The organism is Cyanobacterium sp. HL-69 (assembly GCA_002813895.1).
In the GTDB taxonomy this organism is placed as follows: domain Bacteria; phylum Cyanobacteriota; class Cyanobacteriia; order Cyanobacteriales; family Cyanobacteriaceae; genus Cyanobacterium.
Window position 1 is genome coordinate 26509 of sequence record CP024912.1, and the last position, 20204, is coordinate 46712.

The window sequence follows — 20204 nt, forward strand, 5'->3', positions numbered from 1 at the left end:
GCTTTTTTGCTTAACTATTAATTATTTTTAGTTTTTTCTCATAAAAAATGGGTTAAAATTACTATTCATTTACCGTCGCATTTTTATGGTTAATCTAAGCAAATACGTTTACTTACTTGTGTTAGGGGCGCTGTTACCCAATATTTATCTAAAAGCCAATGCACAATCATCCCAACAGGTTTATAATCCCATTGCCATTGAACATAATCGTATGATTCAAGATACCCTCTCCCCTAACGATATTCCCACAGGAGAAGGAGGATTTGCTCGAGATTACTATCTTAATTTAACCAGAGGAGAACAGATTGTCGTAGATCTCACCTCCGATGAATTTGATACTATTGTTGTTTTGATGAAAGAAGATGGTACAACTATCGCCGAAAATGATGATAGTCCCGATGGTACTACCAATTCATTATTGTTTACTCGTATCACCGAGGACGGTAAATATATAATAAGAGTTCGTTCCTTTGCTCTTTCTGGAAGTGGAAACTTTAATCTCCGTGTCACAAAATTACAAGAGAAAAATTAGTTATTTATTAGACAGTGACGTCATCTGTTAATGGTTTTATTATTAATTGTCTTTATAGTATTTATTGTTATGAGTTCAGCCAAAGAAAAAGTAGAATCCATGTTGAGAAAATTACCCGATGATTGTACTGTAGAGGATATACAGTACCATTTGTACGTATTAGGTAAAGTTCGCCAGGGTTTACAGGTAGCTGATACCGAAGGGGTTTTGCAACAAGCAGAAGTAGAGGGATTGTTAAATAAATGGCTTATCGAGTAGTTTGGTCTTTAAAAGCTGTAGAGGATGTAGAGGCGATCGCGGCTTACATTGCAAGAGATTCACCGTCCTATGCCGCTGCCGTTGTACAAAGAATTATCTCCATCACCCAAAAACTCCCAGAAAACGGCACAGAAGGCAGATTAATCCCCGAATTTGAAGAATCCACCATCATCGAACAATTCGCCTACAGCTATCGCCTAATCTATCGTCTAGAAAAAGAAACATATACAGTAGTAGCCGTTATCCACGGGAAAAAACTTTTATACCTAACCGACTAAATACATAGACAAAGTGAGCAAAGTTCACTACTACATCACATTAACTATATGGGTTGAATCTTCGCTACTGAGTAGGTTGGCGAAATTGATTCTAGCTCTTGTTCTAGTAAGACTTTTATACCCAAAGTAGGGGCAAGGGGCTTAAGCCCCTTATTATCCATTACCCAAATCTATTTAATTACGCCTACTCACTTACTTCACTAATAAGATACTTGTCATTAGTATTGAGAAGGTTAAAACACAAAAGCCAACACAAAAAAGGAGCAATCAAAAGAAAAAAGAAAAAAAGATTGAAGGTCAAAAGCCTTATTGTGTAGTGATTGAGACAGAAGATTGAAAAAAGATGGTAGAAAAAGTTGCCATTTTAGAAAAGGTTAGTTATATTAGTATATGTGCGATTGAGGGCAACACGCCTTCCTGACACACCACGAACCTCGACAATTCAATAGTTTGAAAGCCATTTTTCAAGTATTACATATATCCTTGTCAAAATAACTTTATTTAAAAAACAAAAGTCTTAAACCTCGGTTTAAGCATTGCCAAGAAAGAGCAAGTAAAACTACTTCAAATCAAAAAGGAGTAAATCGCTTTAAAGTGATGGAAACTTTACAATGGAGAGTTTGATCCTGGCTCAGGATGAACGCTGGCGGTATGCCTAACACATGCAAGTCGAACGGTCACCTTCGGGTGATAGTGGCGGACGGGTGAGTAACACGTGAGAATCTGCCCTTAGGTCGGGGACAACAGTTGGAAACGACTGCTAATACCGGATGAGCTGAAAAGTAAAAGATTTATCGCCTAGGGAAGAGCTCGCGGCTGATTAGCTAGTTGGTGGGGTAAAAGCCTACCAAGGCAACGATCAGTAGCTGGTCTGAGAGGATGAGCAGCCACACTGGGACTGAGACACGGCCCAGACTCCTACGGGAGGCAGCAGTGGGGAATTTTCCGCAATGGGCGAAAGCCTGACGGAGCAATACCGCGTGAGGGAGGAAGGCTCTTGGGTTGTAAACCTCAAAACTTAGGGAAGAAGAAAGTGACGGTACCTAATATAAGCATCGGCTAACTCCGTGCCAGCAGCCGCGGTAATACGGAGGATGCAAGCGTTATCCGGAATCATTGGGCGTAAAGAGTCCGTAGGTGGCACTTCAAGTCCGCATTTAAAGACCGAGGCTCAACCTCGGGCAGGGTGTGGAAACTGAAGAGCTAGAGTACAGGAGGGGTAGAGGGAATTCCTAGTGTAGCGGTGAAATGCGTAGAGATTAGGAAGAACACCAGTGGCGAAGGCGCTCTACTGGACATGTACTGACACTGAGGGACGAAAGCTAGGGTAGCGAAAGGGATTAGATACCCCTGTAGTCTTAGCGGTAAACGATGGATACTAAGTGTAGCGGGTATAAACTCCTGCTGTGCTGAAGCAAACGCGTTAAGTATCCCGCCTGGGGAGTACGCACGCAAGTGTGAAACTCAAAGGAATTGACGGGGACCCGCACAAGCGGTGGAGTATGTGGTTTAATTCGATGCAACGCGAAGAACCTTACCAAGACTTGACATCCGATGAATCTTGATGAAAGTTAAGAGTGCCTTAGGGAACATCGTGACAGGTGGTGCATGGCTGTCGTCAGCTCGTGTCGTGAGATGTTGGGTTAAGTCCCGCAACGAGCGCAACCCTCGTCCTTAGTTGCCAGCATTAAGTTGGGGACTCTAGGGAGACCGCCGGGGAGAACTCGGAGGAAGGTGGGGATGACGTCAAGTCAGCATGCCCCTTACGTCTTGGGCTACACACGTACTACAATGGTTAGGACAAAGGGATGCGAAACCGCAAGGTGAAGCGAAACCCATCAAACCTAGCCCCAGTTCAGATCGTCGGCTGAAACTCGCCGGCGTGAAGGAGGAATCGCTAGTAATCGCAGGTCAGCATACTGCGGTGAATCCGTTCCCGGGTCTTGTACACACCGCCCGTCACACCATGGAAGTTGGTAACATCCGAAGTCGTTACTCCAACCCTTATGGGGGGAGGACGCCGAAGGTGGGACTAGTGACTGGGGTGAAGTCGTAACAAGGTAGCCGTACCGGAAGGTGTGGCTGGATCACCTCCTTATAAGGGAGACCATGTATAGTGGTCAGCAAGGAATGTGATGAAAAATGGTACTTCAAACTAGAGATTGGGTTCATGGGCTATTAGCTCAGGTGGTTAGAGCGCACCCCTGATAAGGGTGAGGTCCCTGGTTCAAGTCCAGGATGGCCCATAGGTGGGGGTATAGCTCAGTTGGTAGAGCGCCTGCTTTGCAAGCAGGATGTCAGCGGTTCGAGTCCGCTTATCTCCAGTGAGAAAACTTAGCACTGTTCGATGGAACAAATGCTGAGGAAAAAGTCTCAGTAAGAACCTTGAAAACTGCATAGAAAAAAAAGTAAGTAGGAAGTCTGTATTAAACAGATAATTAGGTCAAGCAATCAAGGGCTAATGGTGGATACCTAGGCACACGAAGGCGAAGAAGGACGTAGCAACCTGCGAAAAGTCTCGGGGAGTTGGAAGCAAACATTGAGCCGAGAATGTCCGAATGGGGCAACCCTAAAAACACACCTATAAAAAGGTGATGAGCGAACCCGGTGAACTGAAACATCTTAGTAGCCGGAGGAAGAGAAAACAAAAGTGATTCCCTTAGTAGCGGCGAGCGAAGCGGGAGAAGCCTAAACCAGTGTTTACGAATACTGGGGTAGTGGGACATCGATATCAAGAGTGGACGTTAGACGAACTAGCTGAAAACTAGACCAAAGAAGGTGAAAGTCCTGTAGTCGAAAACAGAAGTAATTGTAGGTGAATCCCGAGTAGCACGGTATAAGAGAAATCCCGTGTGAATCAGCCACGACCACGTGGTAAGGCTAAATACAAAGTGTGACCGATAGTGAAAAGTACCGCGAGGGAAAGGTGAAAAGAACCCCGGGAGGGGAGTGAAATAGAACATGAAACCATTAGCTTACAAGCAATGGGAGTCCGATAGAACGGATGACCGTGTGCCTGTTGAAGAATGAGCCGGCGACTTACAGGCAGTGGCAGGTTAAGACGGAAAGTCGAAGCCAAAGAGAAATCGAGTCTGAAAAGGGCGCTAGTCACTGTTTGTAGACCCGAACCCGGGTGATCTAACCATGTCCAGGATGAAACCCCCGTAACAGGTGGTGGAGGTCCGAACCGACCAATGTTGAAAAATTGGCGGATGAGGTGTGGTTAGGGGTGAAATGCCAATCGAACCCGGAGCTAGCTGGTTCTCCCCGAAATGTGTTGAGGCGCAGCGGTGTGGAATGTCATGGGGGGTAAAGCACTGTTTCGTTGCGGGCTGCGAGAGCGGTACCAAGATGAGACAAACTCAGAATACCCATGATTGTAGCACTAGTAAGACGGTGGGGGATAAGCTTCATCGTCGAAAGGGAAACAGCCCAGACCATCAGCTAAGGTCCCCAAGTAAAGACTAAGTGATAAAGGAGGTGGGAGTGCAAAGACAACCAGGAGGTTTGCCTAGAAGCAGCCATCCTTGAAAGAGTGCGTAATAGCTCACTGGTCAAGCGCTCCTGCGCCGAAAATGAACGGGGCTAAGTCTTTCACCGAAGCTATGGACTCATATTGAGTGGTAGGGGAGCGTTCTCTATTGGGAGAAGCATTAGCGGCAAGCAGATGTGGACGATAGAGAAGTGAGAATGTCGGCTTAAGTAGCGAAAATTGAAGTGAGAATCTTCAACCCCGAAAGCATAAGGGTTTCTCCAGAAGGTTCGTCCGTGGAGAGTTAGCCCGGACCTAAGGCGAAGCGAATAGCGTAGTCGATGGCAAGCAGGTAAATATTCCTGCGTGGTTTTACAGGAGCTATTAAAGGGACCCATGAAAGATAAACTCATCCTAAGTGGATTGGAAGCAACTTCGGTTGTGAGAGTGTAAGGATAGTGGCAAGAAAAGCTTTAATAGTGTTGAATGTAGAATCCCGGTACCCGAAACCGACACAGGTATGCAAGTAGAGAATACTAAGGGGAGCGAGTTAACTCTCTCTAAGGAACTCGGCAAAATGACCCCGTAACTTCGGGAGAAGGGGTGCCACCGAGAGGTGGTTGCAGTGAAAAGGCCCAGGCGACTGTTTAGCAAAAACATAGGTCTCTGCAAACTCGAAAGAGGAGGTATAGGGGCTGACGCCTGCCCAGTGCCGGAAGGTTAAAGAAGTTGGTCAGTCTTAGGATGAAGCTAGCGACTGAAGCCCCGGTGAACGGCGGCCGTAACTATAACGGTCCTAAGGTAGCGAAATTCCTTGTCGGGTAAGTTCCGACCCGCACGAAAGGCGTAACGATCTGGGCGCTGTCTCGGAGAGAGGCTCGGCGAAATAGGATTGTCTGTGAAGATACGGACTACCTGCACTTGGACAGAAAGACCCTATGAAGCTTTACTATAGCTTGGAATTGTGTTCGGGCCTGCTGTGCGCAGGATAGGTGGGAGACGATGAGATTATCCTTGTGGGGATAATGGAGTCAATGGTGAGATACCACTCTCAGAAGGCTAGAATTCTAACTCTTAAATGAGGACAGTTTCAGGTGGGTAGTTTGACTGGGGCGGTCGCCTCCAAAAAGGTAACGGAGGCGTACAAAGGTTACCTCAGACTGGTTGGAAATCAGTCGAAGAGTGCAAAGGCAGAAGGTAGCTTGACTGCGAGACATACAGGTCGAGCAGGGTGGAAACACGGTCTTAGTGATCCGACGGTGCTGAGTGGAAGGGCCGTCGCTCAACGGATAAAAGTTACTCTAGGGATAACAGGCTGATCTCCCCCAAGAGTTCACATCGACGGGGAGGTTTGGCACCTCGATGTCGGCTCATCGCAACCTGGGGCGGAAGTACGTCCCAAGGGTTGGGCTGTTCGCCCATTAAAGCGGTACGTGAGCTGGGTTCAGAACGTCGTGAGACAGTTCGGTCCATATCCGGTGCAGGCGTGAGAATATTGAGAGGAGCCTTCCTTAGTACGAGAGGACCGGGAAGGACGTACCGCTGGTGTACCAGTTATTGTGCCAACAGTAAACGCTGGGTAGCCATGTACGGAGTGGATAACCGCTGAAAGCATCTAAGTGGGAAGCCCACCTCAAGATGAGTATTCTGGTGTAAGGTCACGGGAAGAACACCCGTTAATAGGCACAAGGTGGAAGTGCAGTAATGTATGGAGCCGAAGTGTACTAACAGACCGTCAGCTTGACCTATTCCAAACTTACTTATAATTATCTATGCAGTCTTGAGGGTTTTTTAACCTCATAATCTTGGCAGGTGTATCTAGCGTTGTGGAACCACTACGACTCCATCCCGAACTCGTGGGTGAAACACAGCAGCAGCGACGATACTACGGGGGTAGCCCCTTGGGACAATAGTTCTATGCCTGCCTTAATAATTACAAAAAAACCGCTCCATGGCGGCTTTTTTTTTACTTTTTTTTATATTCGACTTTGATATGACCTTGTAGCTCGAAATAGGCTAAAACTCTTTTTTTCGTATATCATAGAATAAGACATATTGGCAAAATAATCGAGTTGAACAGTTTTAAAATATGACAAACCAGCCTGATAGAATTATTATATTTGACACTACTTTGCGTGATGGGGAACAGTCTCCTGGGGCGAGTTTAAACGTAGAAGAAAAATTAAAAATTGCTCGTGCGTTAGCTAAATTAGGTGTTGATGTCATTGAGGCTGGTTTTCCCCACGCTAGTCTGGGGGACTTTGAAGCTGTCAATAAAATTGCTCAGGCTGTAGGGACAGAAAATGGACCCACTATTTGTGGTTTGGCAAGGGCAACGGAAAGAGATATTAAACGTGCAGGAGAAGCTCTTCAACCTGCCTATAAAAAAAGAATCCACACGTTTTTAGCTACATCAGATATTCATTTGGAATATAAACTAAAAAAGACTAGGGAAAATGTCTTGGCAATGGTTCCTGATATGGTTGCCTATGCAAAAACCTTTACGGATGATGTGGAATTTTCTCCTGAAGATGCAGGGCGTAGCGATCCAGAATTTTTGTATCAAGTGTTGGAATTGGCGATTAAGGCTGGGGCTACCACCGTGAACATTCCTGATACGGTAGGTTACACCACTCCTAGTGAATATGGTGCTTTGATTAAGGGTATTAAAAATAATGTACCCAATATTGATCAAGCAATTATTTCTGTCCATGGTCATAATGACTTGGGCTTGGCAGTGGCAAATTTTCTTGAAGCTGTTAAAAATGGTGCAAGACAATTAGAATGTACCATTAACGGCATTGGGGAAAGGGCTGGAAATGCGGCTTTAGAGGAGTTGGTAATGGCTCTCCACGTTCGCCGTCAATACTATAATCCATTTCTGGGCAGACCTCCTGAGTCTAATGAGCCTTTAACTAATATTGATACGAAACAAATTTATAAAACCTCTCGTTTGGTGTCTAATCTCACAGGAATGTTGGTACAACCTAATAAGGCGATTGTGGGGGCTAATGCTTTTTCCCATGAGTCGGGAATTCATCAAGATGGTGTTTTGAAAAATCGTCTTACCTATGAAATTATGGATGCAGAGTCCATAGGCTTAACTACTAACCAGATTGTGTTGGGTAAACTATCTGGACGTAATGCTTTTCGTTCTCGTTTACATGAATTGGGTTTTGAATTGTCAGAGAATGACCTCAATAAAGCATTTTTACGTTTTAAAGAAGTAGCTGATAAAAAACGAGAAATTACGGACTGGGACTTGGAGGCGATTGTTAATGATGAAATTCAACAGCCCCCTGAGTTATTCCGTTTAGAGTTGGTGCAGGTGTCTTGTGGGGATCATTCTTCTCCGACAGCGACTATTACCCTCAGAAATCCTGAGGGTGAAGAGTTGAGCGATGCGGCTATTGGAACTGGTCCTGTGGATGCGGTTTATAAAGCCATTAATAGAGTTGTGAATATTCCCAATGAGTTGACGGAATATTCTGTTAAGTCTGTGACTGCTGGAATTGATGCCATGGGAGAGGTGACTATTCGCCTTAAACATGCAGGACGTACCTATTCTGGTTATGCGGCGAATACGGATGTGATTGTGGCTTCTGCACGGGCTTATATTAGTGCTTTGAATCGTCTTTATGCGACGATTAAGGCAAAACAGCTAATTAAAGTGAAGTAGTTTATTAAAGAAAATGGTGGGCACATTGCCCACCTTACTACATGAATTCTTCAATTTTGGGAGATTTTCATATATGAGTAAGATAGTTTATGAGGGGTTGACTACTTCTTTAAAGCGGATTTCATCTCGGTGGGGGTCACAGTATGCTACTTCTAGCATAAAAGTTTCCCCTACTTTTGTTGGTCGATCGCACTTATAGGGGAATTCTAAACCTATGTCTTCAAAAAGAATGAGGGCAAGGCGATCATCTTCCCGTAACCAACGTAACATCAAAACTTCCCAAACCTCATCAGAATGTTGTTTGAGATATTGTAAAGTCCAATAACGGTTGGTTTGTCTTTCCACTAACACCGCTTCTGAAGAAGTAGAAGTGACATTAAAGAGAATCGACTGCATCTCATCCCTTGCAAAAGGTAACTCATCACCCCGTAAATGGGCTTTGATTTGAAAATGAGCTAGTAAATCTGTATAACGGCGAATGGGAGATGTCACCTGAGTATAAGTATTTAAACCCAAACTAGAGTGACGGATGGGAGACAAACCCGTTTCACTTTTGGGCATACAACGGCGAATGGCAGACGATCGCACAGGTCCTGCAGGAAGGAGAATTAACTCTTCATGGGGGGGCAATTCAGGCTGAGGTTGTCCACGGAAAGGCACGGGAATATCATGCTCCTGACAAAAGCGCCCTGCCACTTCCCCCGTGAGAATCATCATTTCCGCTACCAAGGTACGGGAAAAGGAATCATGTAATAACTCAATGGTTACATCGTCTTCTCCTTGTACTTTAATAATCGCCTCTGGCATAGAAATCATTACCGAACCATTATCTCGGCGCCATTGCGATCGCAACTTAGAAGCCTCCGCCAACTGCTTAACTTCTGGTTCTGCTTGTATATCAAGGTGTAACATCTCATCCACATCATGATAAGTGAGACGGTAAGTAGGCTTGATATGGGTAGAGTGTATTTCATAGTCCTTGATGCCTCCTGCTTCATCAAGAGTTACTCCAAAACTAAGGGCAGGGCAAATTTGACCTTGAACCAAACTCATAGGACCTGTGGCCAATACAGGGGGAAACATGGGAATCATCCCCGTGGGTAAATATAAGCTGGTACTGCGTTTACGCGCCTCCAAATCTAAATCATCATGGGGAGTAATTAACCTAGTAGGATCTGCAATGTGAATCCAGTAACGCAAAGTACCATCCTCTAGGGTTTCTACACTCAAACCATCGTCAATTTCCTTAGTGCTTTCATCATCGATGGTATATACCTTGTGAGCGGTCAAATCTAAGCGAGGCTGAAGGTCTGGGATTTCTATTCCTTTAGAAATATCATAGATAATTGACTGAGCCATTTCTGCTACCTCTAAAGGAAAGTTGTTTGGATAAGAGCTACGGCGCAAAAATAAATTTTCATGCTCGCTCCATAATTTCAGGTCAATCAATAACTGCCATGCTTCTTGAACAGTTTTTGACCTGTCGATGTTTTCTAAAATCTCTTGGGCTTGTTTGGGGGGATTATCGGGTTGTAATACCCATCTCTCCACAAAGTCTAATTTAATTAAATCGTTATCTGTCCATGTAACCTCTTCCCCGGCTAGGGCTTGATTTAACCGTTCAAAAAATTCTTCTTTTTCTTTCCTTTTCTGAGTTTCTATTTCGATTTGATGTTTAATTTCCTCTACCTGGGTGGTTGGGCGAGGTTCATAAATATCACCCTTCTTTTTGAAGTATATTTTATCGTCAGACAATAATAAGTAAGATGCGTAACAAAGGAGGGGAGTCTCTTCGGAAAAAATTAACCCAGCTAATTCGGGGGGAGTAATGGGAGTTGATTCTTCCATCAACAATTCCCATGCTACTTCTAGACTAGAAGGATCTAAATATTTCTCTACTTCTTGGCTAAATTTCTCAATATCTGAAGGTTTGAAGGATTCTCCCTTTACAAGGTAATCAATTTTTTGGGGTCTAACTTTATGGTTAGTACCATTTTTATCAATGGCAATCCAATCTTTTTTTCCTTCTGGTTTCTCAATAACTGCTAAACGGCGATCGCCATTAACCTTAAATTCTACTAGCGTTCCTTTTTCCACCCTGAACCCTTCTTACTATGATTTGATCAGCAACATACTTAAGTTTAAGATTATTAGGCAAATGTGTAAAGTAAAACCCATTGTGAGAGAAAATGGGTGATACAAATAAGTAAAATTATTAAGAATAGTTAATAAAATTTTAAAATATTCTTTAAAGAAATATTAAATATAAATGAATACTCTAGCATTAGGGTAAGATCAATATACTTGTCACAGAAAAAAAGACTAGCAAATTTATTAACAAAATGAAATTAATAAGATAAGGGAAAAACAATTCAAAATTTAAATAATGTTTGCTTTTCTTGACATAACGGTAGTTGTTATCAAATGAATACAGAAGAAAAATAAGAGATAAAAATATATTTATCACTAAACTAATTTTATTTCCTTCTTCATTAAAAGTAACTAAATTTTTCTATTTCTTATTAATAACTAATCTAATAATATTTTCTTTGACATCTATTTCAATCATTAAGAAAAAATATCATTTAAGACAAAAAATATGGGTAAACCAACAGGATTTTTAGAATTTGCAAGGGAATTACCAGTGGATAAAGATCCCCTTGAGAGAATTAAAAATTGGGATGAATTTCATTTGCACCTACCCGAAGAAAACCTAAAAAATCAGGGTGCCAGATGTATGGATTGCGGTACGCCGTTTTGCCATACAGGAGAGTTAATCAGTGGCATGGCTAGTGGTTGTCCTGTGAATAATTTAATTCCTGAGTGGAATGATTTGATTTACCGTGGTTTATGGCAAGAAGCCCTAGAGCGTCTCCACAAAACTAATAATTTTCCTGAATTTACAGGGCGGGTATGTCCTGCACCCTGTGAGGGTTCTTGCGTTTTAGGTATCAATAATCCCCCTGTTACCATCAAAAACATCGAGTGTAGCATTATTGACCATGGTTGGGAGCAAGGTTGGGTAACGGCTCACCCCCCTGAAAAAAGGACGGGCAAAAAGGTTGCTGTGGTGGGTTCTGGCCCTGCGGGATTGAGTGCCGCTGCTCAGTTAAATAGAGCTGGTCATTGGGTGACGGTGTATGAAAAGGGCGATCGCCCCGGGGGACTGCTCATGTATGGTATTCCTAACATGAAATTGGATAAGGAAAAGGTGGTAATACGCCGTATTGGGGTATTAGAAGAAGAAGGAATCAAATTTGTTTGTAATACCGAAATCGGTAAAGATATAACCGCAGAACAGTTGGTGCAGGATAATGATGCGGTAATCCTTTGTATTGGTGCTGGAAAACCAAGGGATTTACCCATAGAAGGCAGAGACTTAAAAGGTATCCATTTCGCCATGGACTTCCTCACCGCCAACACCAAGGCACTTTTAGACGCAAACCCAGAAGGGTTGATTTCTGCCCAAGGAAAGGACGTGGTTATCATCGGCGGTGGTGATACAGGTACAGACTGTGTTGGTACATCTGTTCGTCATGGGTGTACCGCAGTAACTCAACTAGAAATTATGCCCAAACCCCCAGAGATGAGGGCAAAAAATAATCCTTGGCCTGAATATCCTAAAATTTATCGTCTCGATTATGGACAGGAGGAAGCCGCCGCCAAGTTTGGAGAAGATCCCCGTTTTTATACCACCACAGCCACTAAATTTGAAGGGGATGATGATGGTAACGTAAAAGCTGTTCACACCGTGGAGGTGGAGTGGCAACGCAACGAAGATGGACGTTTTATCCCTAACCCCATCGAGGGAAGCGAAAAAGTAACCCCTGCCCAACTGGTGTTACTCGCCATGGGTTTCTTGGGCCCAGAGCAGTTTTTGTTAGAGCAAATGGGTTTAGAAAAAGATCACCGTAGCAATATCAAAGCTGACTATGATGATTATAGTACCAGCATTCCCAATGTGTTTGCAGCGGGGGATTGTCGTCGGGGTCAAAGTCTTGTGGTGTGGGCTTTTAACGAAGGTCGTGGAGTGGCTCAAAAGTGCGATCGCTTCTTAATGGGTTATAGCGATTTACCGAATTAAATATAGGGAAAGGAAGTAGCACGCTACTTCCCAACCAAACCTAATTCATACCCACTAACTTAGCGCTCAAATCCCATAACTTAAGAGCCTTACTTTTATCACTTGCCTCATCAGAAACCTCCTGAGCAAAAGATTCTCGTCCTTCTTTTTGACGATTACCCCAACTCCAGTAAACTCCAGAGATACCAAAATCTTCTTCCCCTACTACCATGGCAAGTCTTTCCCCTGCCAACTCCTCAGTCACATAACCCCCCGTGATATTTTTCTGGAAAACAGGGAATATTTTTTTGAATAGGGAATAGTGATTACGGAATAAAGCAGTTTCAGCCACACAACCAGGATAAAAAGAATTGAAAATAATCCCCGTAGAATCATGATAGCGACGGTGCAACTCCTTCATGGTGAGAATGTTACAAAGTTTACTATCCTTGTAGGCTTTGCCTGACTTAAATTTTTTACCACTAATCATGGAAATGGGAGCCTTAAATCCTTCCTCCATGCCTTTTAAATCTCCTAAATCTGGAGGTGCAGGAATAGGAATTTTTCCGCCCAACTCTTTTGGATTAGCCGTAACAGTACCCAAAATTACTAACCGTGGGTGAGGATTAGCAGCCTTTTTGAGATCCTCTAACATGAGGTTACAAAGAAGAAAATGCCCTAAATGATTGGTTGCCACGCTGATTTCATAACCATCTTCGCTATACATTGGCTCTTTGAGGAGGGGATAATATACCGCAGCGTTACACACCAAAGCATCGAGATTTCTGCCCGTAGCCCGAAAATCCTCCACAAACTTATGCACACTCTTGAGGGAAGCTAAATCGAGGTGAATAATTTGATAACTGTCTTCGGGGATGCCCACTTCCTTGGCTACTTTTTGGGTTTTTTCGAGGTTACGACAAGCCATGATGACGTGCCATTTTCCTGTTTTTGCGAGGGCTTTTGCCCCATATAAACCTACCCCAGATGATGCCCCAGTGATGATAACTGTTGATTTTTGAGCTTCTACCATATTTATTTGCTTTATTTTATCGCCGATAAGTTTATAAATTTTTAATCATTAATTATTTTAATAATCCCACAGAACCATATTTTCTTTTTCTAAGTTTCTTTAAGCTAGAGGTCATCTTTTTTAATATTTCTTTATTTCTCTAGTCGAGGCTCAAACTCAAAATTACCATTTTTATAATCTAAGGTTTGAACAAAAAAGTCCACTACCTCATTCTTTTCTCCAGCGATTAATACCTTTGCCTGATGTCCTTTTTCTAAGATATAGTTTCTCTCACATTGTTCGTAAGCATAGATAATTAAAATATCCCCCTTTTCACACAACAAAGCAGCACCACCATTAGGGCATATTTCCCCACTACCCTTAGTACCCGGAATAGCGTAGGTTGACCATCTTTGGGCATTATTCAAATTAGCAATTTCCACTTCTTCTAGGGGTAAAATACCTACCATTTCCATTAATTCAGGGTCAATGGTAATACTACCCACATAATTAACATTCGCTTCTGTCACCCTCACTCGATGTAACTTGGCGTGCATTAATTTAATAGTTTTCATAAAAAATAGTATAAGTTTGGCTTCAAAACATAAAAAAGTTGTCCATAACTATGCTACAGTCTCTCGACAATCTTCCCAAGAAGATGGATAATTAAGTTTGAAATTCTCAAAATTAGTCTAATACCGTCGCAAACTTATACGTAAGTGATTTAGTTAGAAAAGAAAAGATTGTACTATCTGTTGCCAAATTTTAGACATTCGGTAGCTTTAAATTGTCAAACTTAGTGTTTTTTCGCCGATAACTTTTCAAAATTATTTTATCCGTTAAGATTTTATTTTCCTTAAGATACTCAATAAAAGGTAATTTTGTAGTAGAAACTTCATGTGAATTTTACATACTTAAGTATATTTATAACTACTGATCTTAATCACAAAATATTCTTTTACGTGACAACAATTATTAAAGTATTTTACTTAAATCATTGTACGTTAATTGTTCTATTTTTACAACTATAAAAAATGTAACGTTAGTTACAAGACCTCTTAATTTGGCACTGTGTGGAGGTTAAAGAAGAAATCACTAATTGTGAAAAAAATTTAGTTGCTGATGTCTTGTTATATAAGGGGTTTAGATAGTTTTACTTTTTAACTCAGAACTGATTTTTAGTGAGGATATATTTTGTTTAACGCTAGGCTATAACCTCTGTGCCACATACTACTAAGCTGATTTTACTAATTTAAAGTCAAATATCAATAATTGCTCACACGAAGCAGTAAGAAAAACTAATTTTAACTCTCCTTCAGAGCAATTAAACTTAATTAAAAAATAATATAAATTATGGTGTTTTTAAGTTTATCAAAGTTTCATAGAAAATCTATTGACAAAACCTCGAGACTTAGCTAGGATAAGTTAGTAAATAATAAGATTTATAATTCTCAGAAGAATACTATGAAAAAATCTACTCTATCAACCCTTTTAGTTGGCGGTTTGATTGCCCCCGCTACTATGATTGGGTTAACAGCTAGGGGCGCTGATGCTGCTGCCTTTTTCCAGATTGATACTTTTGATACTGGTCGTACGTTAAATCTTGATACATTCAATGAACCGGTCAGAACATTTGGTACTACTAACAATAGTTCTTTAACTCAGACAACGGCTAATTATTCTGACTTGAATGATGTAATCGGGGGTTCTAGGAGATTAGAACTTACCAAACTAAGCGGTATTGCTTCATCTACACTAGGAGTTGCCGGTGATACACTACCCCCTGACCCTCCAGCATATCTTTCTTGGGATAATGGAAATGCACAAACCTCCGCAAAAGTTATTTGGAACGCTAACGGTAGTGGTTTAAATTTTGATGCGACACCATATTCCAGTATAGCTTTAGATGTTTTGGAGGTTGATTTGAATGTTAATGTTGAATTTGTATTAAGCGACGGTGTGAACACCACATCTTTAGCTTTAACAAATTTAGCTGCAAACACAAGAGCTTCGTTTGAATTTTCTCAATTCAGTAATCAAAGTTTCAATTTCTCAAACATTAACACTATTACGATGAATTTGACAGGTCCTGTCGCAGTAGATGCAACCTTCGATGCCTTGGGCTTCCAAGCAGTACCTGAACCTGGCACAGTTGGTGGCTTATTAGTTCTTGGTTTACTAGGGGTTGCTGGCGCTAAAAAGAGATCTCATAAAGCAGAACAAAACTAGACACAACAAATTATTCCGTAGTGATTATAGAATTTAAAAACGTTGTCTGATTAATCGGATGACGTTTTTATTTTAATGGAGAAAGGGAAATTTTGAGGAAAAGAATCCCTTTACAGAAAACTCGAATTGTGGATAAATAAAAGATACAATCAATTATCACCATGCTAAGTAAAAAACAATTTGGCATCACCATTTGTAAGTTTAATGACTACTGAAACATATATTAACCATCCCACGTTTGGACTACTTTATCGATTATGCCTCATTGAGAAACAGGAGGAATTGTTTACGACTCTCTATGCTCAAAGGCTTTTTTTTCGTGTGAAGGTTGAACAACGGGAGACTTTTTTTGAACCCCTGACGCGCTCGGAGGCGAGGTTGTTGATGGAAAGTAAGTTGAGGGGTTTGAGGAGTAATGGGGACTGGAATGCTTATAAACAGTTAAATGAGATTTACCAGCGCACTTTCCAGTAGAAATAATATAAATTTATTAAAATTTTAGCAAAACAAAAATAAATACCCCTCCTAGCCCCTCTTAAAAAGGAGGGGAGTAAATTATTCATGGCGAGTACCAAGATATAATTCACCCACCAAAGGATTATCTAACAAATCAGAACCTTTACCCTCGATCGCATCTTTACCGCTTTCTAAAACATAACCCCTATCCGCCATCATCAAGGCTTTTTTGGCATTTTGTTCCACCAAAACGATCGCCTTTCCCGTGGCATTTATCGCCTTAATTTGCTCAAAAACATCATTAACCAAAATGGGAGATAAGGCCGCCGAAGGTTCATCCAACAACAGCAAATCAGGATCCAACATCAATGCCTTACCCATGGCCAACATCTGCCTTTCTCCTCCCGACAAAGTACCAGCTTTTTGCCGAAAACGCTCCTTTAACTTAGGAAACATAGAATAAATGATCTCTTTTTGTTTTTTGCAAGAGCCAGAAAGAGTATAAGCCCCCATTTCTAAATTTTCCTCCACCGTCAAAGTAGCAAAAACATTAGAAATTTGAGGAACGTAACACATCCCTAACTTAACAATCTCATTGGACTTTAACCCCGCAATATTACGGTCTTTAAAAATTATTTCCCCTTGATTGGGAGTCAAAAGCCCAAAAATAGTTTTGGCAAGGGTCGATTTTCCCGCCCCATTAGGACCTATTACGGTGATTAATTCCCCTGGTTCAACTCGAAAATTAATGCCCTGTAAAATGTTTAAGTCTTTGATATATCCGGCATAAACATCTTTTACTTCTAATAGGTTAGTCATGAATTATAAATAGAAATAGGGGTTAACGAAAAAAGATTTGGTTAGGATAGGGAACGGGGAATAGGCAACAGGGAATGGTTTTTGTGTCCATACCTTACAGTATTGTTAAGGTTTCTATGTTTCTACCTATAATCTATTCAGTTTCCCCCAAATTAGTAAGACAAAATCAATGTAGTTTCATGGTCCATTGTCAATTGTTTAGAACCTTTCGCCGATACCAAAGTGAATGCGGTTGTCACCCTCATCATTGATACCATAGTCGATGCGGATAGGGCCCACAGGGGATTGAATCCTGACCCCTAAACCATAACCAAACCCACTACCGCTCAACCCTCGTACTTCGGCAGGTTGCCCGGGTACTGATGAACCAGAACCCAAATCGGTTCCAAAGTCGAGGAATAAGGCACCACCCACCACAGAGAATATGGGGAAGCGATATTCGGCACTAGCTTGGAGGAAGGTGCGACCATTACCAAGATCTCCTTCTCCGTAACCTCTGACGGAGTTACTACCCCCTAAAACGAAGGCTTCGTAGGGGGGTAAGTCTCCTAAAATTGTCCCTGCTTGGACGTTAAATGCAAGGGCTTGGGGGCCTTCGGCAAAGTCGAAATCGAGGAAGTTGACGGGAATATAGTGGCTGTAGTTTGCCCGAATGCGGTTAAAGAGAATATTTCCCGAACCAAGGGGAACAGTTTGCTCCATGCCCACCAAGAGGAAGTTGCCCTCTGTGGGTTGTAAACGGTTATTACGGCGATCGCGCGAAGCATTGAACCTTAAAAGGAAAAGATCATCCTGTCCTGATTCACTGAGGGATAGTAATTCATTGCCAAATTCAGCGGAGGAGCGAGGGCTGAGATCCCCATCGGTGTTTTTAATTTCTACCCTTTGGTATTGGAATCCTGCACTCAATACCCAATCAGGGCGAGTGAAAGGATCTTCGGCAATGGGACGAGAGAATGTGACTCCTGTACCTGAGCGCACTACCCGAGGGCGAGTATCCCCTATCTCGGTTCTGATGCTGTCGGTATCTGTACCATCAAAAACAAGAGAGATAGAGCGACGACGGAAAATATTGGCGGTGTATGAGGTGCGATCGGGGGTGGTGGCAATCCAAGGATCTCTTAAGCTCAGGTCAAATAATAGTTCCCTTTCTCCTAACTGAAATTCCGCCCCTAGGTTTTGATTATTACCCCCTAGGTTTTGTTGTTGATAACTCAAGGTTCCAAAAAATCCACTATTGGAACTAATACCAGCACCAGCGGCGATGGAACCCGTATTGGCTTGTACTACTTCTATGTTCATGATCACCTTAGAGGGATCTTCGGCTTCACTAAAAGAAAGACGTACATCTTGGAAAATACCTAAACCAAATACCCTTTGTAAGTCTCTTTGGGCTGTATTACGATTAAAAATATCCCCTGGTTTGAGTTGTACTTCTCTGGTGATAATAAATTCTCTGGTTTTGCCGTCAACTTCTTCGTTATCTTCGCTAAAGTATTTTACTTGTATATCTTCGATTTCTCCTTCCGCAATGGCAAGGGTAACAACCCCATCGGAGGAAACTTGAGGAGAGCTTACCACCTGAGCTAAATCGAAACCATTGTCGCTATACCAAGTATTGATGGCGGTAATGCCCTCTTGTAAATCTCGGAGGTTAATAATCTCTCCATATTGATCCCCAAAGGCTTCGTCAATGACTTCTGGGGGAATTTGAGCATCGGGGCGATCGCCCGATACCGTTTGTATTTCTACCCTTTGCAACACAGGGTTAGGTACTACGGTATAGGTAATTCTGACCCCCAAAGGAGTATCACTAGGCACTACATTGGCATTACTAAAAAAACCTGTGGCGAAAATAGCGTTAATATCTTCCTGTAGTTGAGTTCTGGTGGTAGTACGCCCTGGAGCTGTTCTAATGACGTTATAAACTAGGTCTTCTAATTCTCCCTCTACCCCTTCCACTAGCACTTCTGCCACTAATACCCTCGCTTCTTCTTCGCTCTGGGGTTGATTATTTTGAGCTAAGAGGGTTTGGGATGATGATGAAGATTGGGGGCTTGTTTCTAGGTTAGGAGATAATTCTTCTCGGTTAGATGAGCTTATTTCTAGGTTGGGGGACGATTCTTCTAGGTTAGATGAGGCTATTTCTAAATTAGGAGATAATTCTTCGTTATCTTTAACTATAATTTCTTGAGAGGTATCTTCTCCCACAAAATTTTCTGGACGGGGGGCTTTGTTTATCTCAATGTTTTGATTAGTAAACTCTTGGGGCTGATGAGGGATGGTGCTAAGGCTAAAATCTACATGGTTGGTGAGGGATGGAGTATCTTCGATTTCTACCTCTGGATTAGCTTTTAAGGGTTGACTAACCATGAAGGTGGTTAGAAACAGAAGAGCAGAAAGAATGGGAAACTTGGCTACTAGCTTTGCCATGGATGTTTTGGGGTGAAATACACCATGATGATTATGGTTAGTAGCTTTTAAGTTTAAGGTCATTTTTTCTGCTTTTTGGGCGGTTTTCTTTTTTTGCACTACAGAGGTAGAATTTTGCTTTTTTTTTCTCATTTTGTTGTTGCTCACAGCCACACACCAAGTTTTTTAGTAATAAAAATAATTGTCTTTAATATACTAGCTATTTTCTAGTTTTTCAATTTGAGTTAGGACTCTAGTTTGTACTTTTTGATAGGCAGATTCTACCTCTCCCAAGTCTTTCCTAAATCTATCTTTGTCCATGACTCTTTTTTCTTGATCTTGTTCCTGATTATCCCATAGACGACAGGTATCTGGACTTATTTCATCGGCGAGTAGTATTGCGCCTTGAATATCTGTGCCAAATTCGAGTTTAAAGTCAACTAGGGTAATTTGACAACTATTAAAAAATTCGATGAGGTGTTGATTAATGGTTTTAGCGAGGGTTTGTAGTTGTTTAATTTGCTCGTCAGTGGCAAGGTTTAATAATGCTAATCTGTCGGGGGTGAGCAAAGGATCTTGGAGGGCATCATCTTTGAGGTAAAATTCTACGAGGGGATTGGGTAGTATTTCTCCTTCGGGTAAGCCCGTTTCTCGGCAAAGGCTACCAGCGGCGATATTTCTCACTACAACCTCTAGGGGAATTATCTTTACTGCTTTGACAAGCATTTCTCGCTCGGAGGTTTTTTCGATAAAGTGGGTAGAAATGCCTTTTTTTTCGAGGTATGCTAGAAGGGCAGATGCGATCGCACAGTTCACTTTCCCTTTATCGGTGATAGTACCTTTTTTCTGAGCATTAAACGCGGTAGCCGAATCTTTATAATAGGTTAAATAAACCTGCTCATCATCGGTAGGGTAAATAATTTTCGCTTTACCTTCATATAATTTTTCTTTTGCATTCATAGGAATAAAGTCAATAAATTAAAGTTTAATTGTC

Annotated in this window: 13 protein-coding genes, 2 tRNA genes and 3 rRNA genes; 12 read left to right on the plus strand and 6 right to left on the minus strand. The window is 41.9% G+C overall.

Annotation, left to right across the window (positions count from 1 at the left end; all coding sequences use genetic code 11):
• The first annotated feature begins 85 nt into the window (after positions 1-85).
• From AA637_RS00130 to AA637_RS00170, 9 genes are all read left to right on the plus strand, one after another.
• Positions 86-532: a PPC domain-containing protein gene (locus AA637_RS00130; protein WP_446683399.1), complete on the plus strand. Its 447-nt coding sequence runs from the start codon at positions 86-88 to the stop codon at positions 530-532.
• Between the two features lie 69 nt (positions 533-601).
• Positions 602-790 (plus strand): hypothetical protein, encoded by a 189-nt coding sequence (locus AA637_RS00135; protein ID WP_015224124.1) that lies wholly within the window; start codon positions 602-604, stop codon positions 788-790.
• A complete protein-coding gene (locus tag AA637_RS00140; protein ID WP_069790931.1) occupies positions 775-1068 on the plus strand; it encodes a type II toxin-antitoxin system RelE/ParE family toxin in 294 nt (97 codons plus the stop codon). Before AA637_RS00135 ends, AA637_RS00140 begins: the two co-directional genes overlap by 16 nt.
• Before the next feature lie 608 nt (positions 1069-1676).
• Positions 1677-3166, plus strand: a 16S ribosomal RNA gene (locus tag AA637_RS00145).
• Between the two features lie 74 nt (positions 3167-3240).
• Positions 3241-3314, plus strand: a tRNA-Ile gene (locus AA637_RS00150).
• A gap of 5 nt (positions 3315-3319) precedes the next feature.
• Positions 3320-3392, plus strand: a tRNA-Ala gene (locus AA637_RS00155).
• Positions 3393-3509: 117 nt separating this feature from the next.
• Positions 3510-6288, plus strand: a 23S ribosomal RNA gene (locus tag AA637_RS00160).
• Between the two features lie 60 nt (positions 6289-6348).
• Positions 6349-6466 (plus strand): 5S ribosomal RNA (gene rrf, locus AA637_RS00165).
• The 16S, 23S and 5S rRNA genes sit together here with 2 tRNA genes alongside, the layout of an rRNA operon.
• Before the next feature lie 163 nt (positions 6467-6629).
• The gene (locus AA637_RS00170) at positions 6630-8219 is read left to right on the plus strand and encodes a 2-isopropylmalate synthase (RefSeq protein WP_446683400.1); all 1590 of its coding nucleotides are present in this window, start codon (positions 6630-6632) and stop codon (positions 8217-8219) included.
• An 87-nt stretch (positions 8220-8306) separates the two neighbouring features.
• Here AA637_RS00170 and AA637_RS00175 read toward each other — a convergent pair whose 3' ends face one another.
• Entirely contained in the window at positions 8307-10316 is a 2010-nt protein-coding gene (locus AA637_RS00175) for a ribonuclease catalytic domain-containing protein (protein WP_446683401.1), read from the minus strand.
• A 502-nt stretch (positions 10317-10818) separates the two neighbouring features.
• Here AA637_RS00175 and AA637_RS00180 point away from each other — a divergent pair.
• Positions 10819-12303, plus strand: a complete 1485-nt coding sequence (locus tag AA637_RS00180; RefSeq protein WP_446683402.1) for a glutamate synthase subunit beta — start codon at positions 10819-10821, stop codon at positions 12301-12303.
• 40 nt (positions 12304-12343) lie between these two features.
• On the opposite strand, the gene AA637_RS00185 is transcribed toward AA637_RS00180, so the two are convergent.
• Entirely contained in the window at positions 12344-13315 is a 972-nt protein-coding gene (locus AA637_RS00185; protein ID WP_446683403.1) for a protochlorophyllide reductase, read from the minus strand.
• Between the two features lie 131 nt (positions 13316-13446).
• Positions 13447-13869, minus strand: a complete 423-nt coding sequence (gene panD / locus AA637_RS00190) for an aspartate 1-decarboxylase (RefSeq protein ID WP_446683404.1) — start codon at positions 13867-13869, stop codon at positions 13447-13449.
• 889 nt (positions 13870-14758) lie between these two features.
• Between panD and AA637_RS00195 the strand changes: the two genes are divergently transcribed.
• Positions 14759-15523 (plus strand): PEP-CTERM sorting domain-containing protein, encoded by a 765-nt coding sequence (locus AA637_RS00195; protein WP_446683405.1) that lies wholly within the window; start codon positions 14759-14761, stop codon positions 15521-15523.
• A gap of 204 nt (positions 15524-15727) precedes the next feature.
• Positions 15728-15997 (plus strand): transcriptional coactivator PipX, encoded by a 270-nt coding sequence (gene pipX, locus AA637_RS00200; RefSeq protein WP_069791573.1) that lies wholly within the window; start codon positions 15728-15730, stop codon positions 15995-15997.
• Positions 15998-16078: 81 nt separating this feature from the next.
• On the opposite strand, the gene AA637_RS00205 is transcribed toward pipX, so the two are convergent.
• From AA637_RS00205 to purC, 3 genes are all read right to left on the minus strand, one after another.
• Positions 16079-16798: an ABC transporter ATP-binding protein gene (locus AA637_RS00205; protein ID WP_069791290.1), complete on the minus strand. Its 720-nt coding sequence runs from the start codon at positions 16796-16798 to the stop codon at positions 16079-16081.
• Between the two features lie 198 nt (positions 16799-16996).
• Complete coding sequence (locus tag AA637_RS00210; protein WP_446683406.1) at positions 16997-19363, minus strand: BamA/TamA family outer membrane protein; 2367 nt, start codon at positions 19361-19363, stop codon at positions 16997-16999.
• A 63-nt stretch (positions 19364-19426) separates the two neighbouring features.
• Entirely contained in the window at positions 19427-20170 is a 744-nt protein-coding gene (gene purC, locus AA637_RS00215; protein ID WP_446683407.1) for a phosphoribosylaminoimidazolesuccinocarboxamide synthase, read from the minus strand.
• Positions 20171-20204: the final 34 nt, after the last annotated feature.

Bases quoted from the DNA above. Each gene is read 5' to 3' on its own strand.
- AA637_RS00130 (WP_446683399.1), top strand. From the start codon at position 86: ATGGTTAATCTAAGCAAATACGTTTACTTACTTGTGTTAGGGGCGCTG.
- AA637_RS00135 (WP_015224124.1), top strand. From the start codon at position 602: ATGAGTTCAGCCAAAGAAAAAGTAGAATCCATGTTGAGAAAATTACCC.
- AA637_RS00140 (WP_069790931.1), top strand. From the start codon at position 775: ATGGCTTATCGAGTAGTTTGGTCTTTAAAAGCTGTAGAGGATGTAGAG.
- AA637_RS00170 (WP_446683400.1), top strand. From the start codon at position 6,630: ATGACAAACCAGCCTGATAGAATTATTATATTTGACACTACTTTGCGT.
- AA637_RS00180 (WP_446683402.1), top strand. From the start codon at position 10,819: ATGGGTAAACCAACAGGATTTTTAGAATTTGCAAGGGAATTACCAGTG.
- AA637_RS00185 (WP_446683403.1), bottom strand. From the start codon at position 13,315: ATGGTAGAAGCTCAAAAATCAACAGTTATCATCACTGGGGCATCATCT.
- panD (WP_446683404.1), bottom strand. From the start codon at position 13,869: ATGAAAACTATTAAATTAATGCACGCCAAGTTACATCGAGTGAGGGTG.
- AA637_RS00195 (WP_446683405.1), top strand. From the start codon at position 14,759: ATGAAAAAATCTACTCTATCAACCCTTTTAGTTGGCGGTTTGATTGCC.
- pipX (WP_069791573.1), top strand. From the start codon at position 15,728: ATGACTACTGAAACATATATTAACCATCCCACGTTTGGACTACTTTAT.
- AA637_RS00205 (WP_069791290.1), bottom strand. From the start codon at position 16,798: ATGACTAACCTATTAGAAGTAAAAGATGTTTATGCCGGATATATCAAA.
- AA637_RS00210 (WP_446683406.1), bottom strand. From the start codon at position 19,363: ATGAGAAAAAAAAAGCAAAATTCTACCTCTGTAGTGCAAAAAAAGAAA.
- purC (WP_446683407.1), bottom strand. From the start codon at position 20,170: ATGAATGCAAAAGAAAAATTATATGAAGGTAAAGCGAAAATTATTTAC.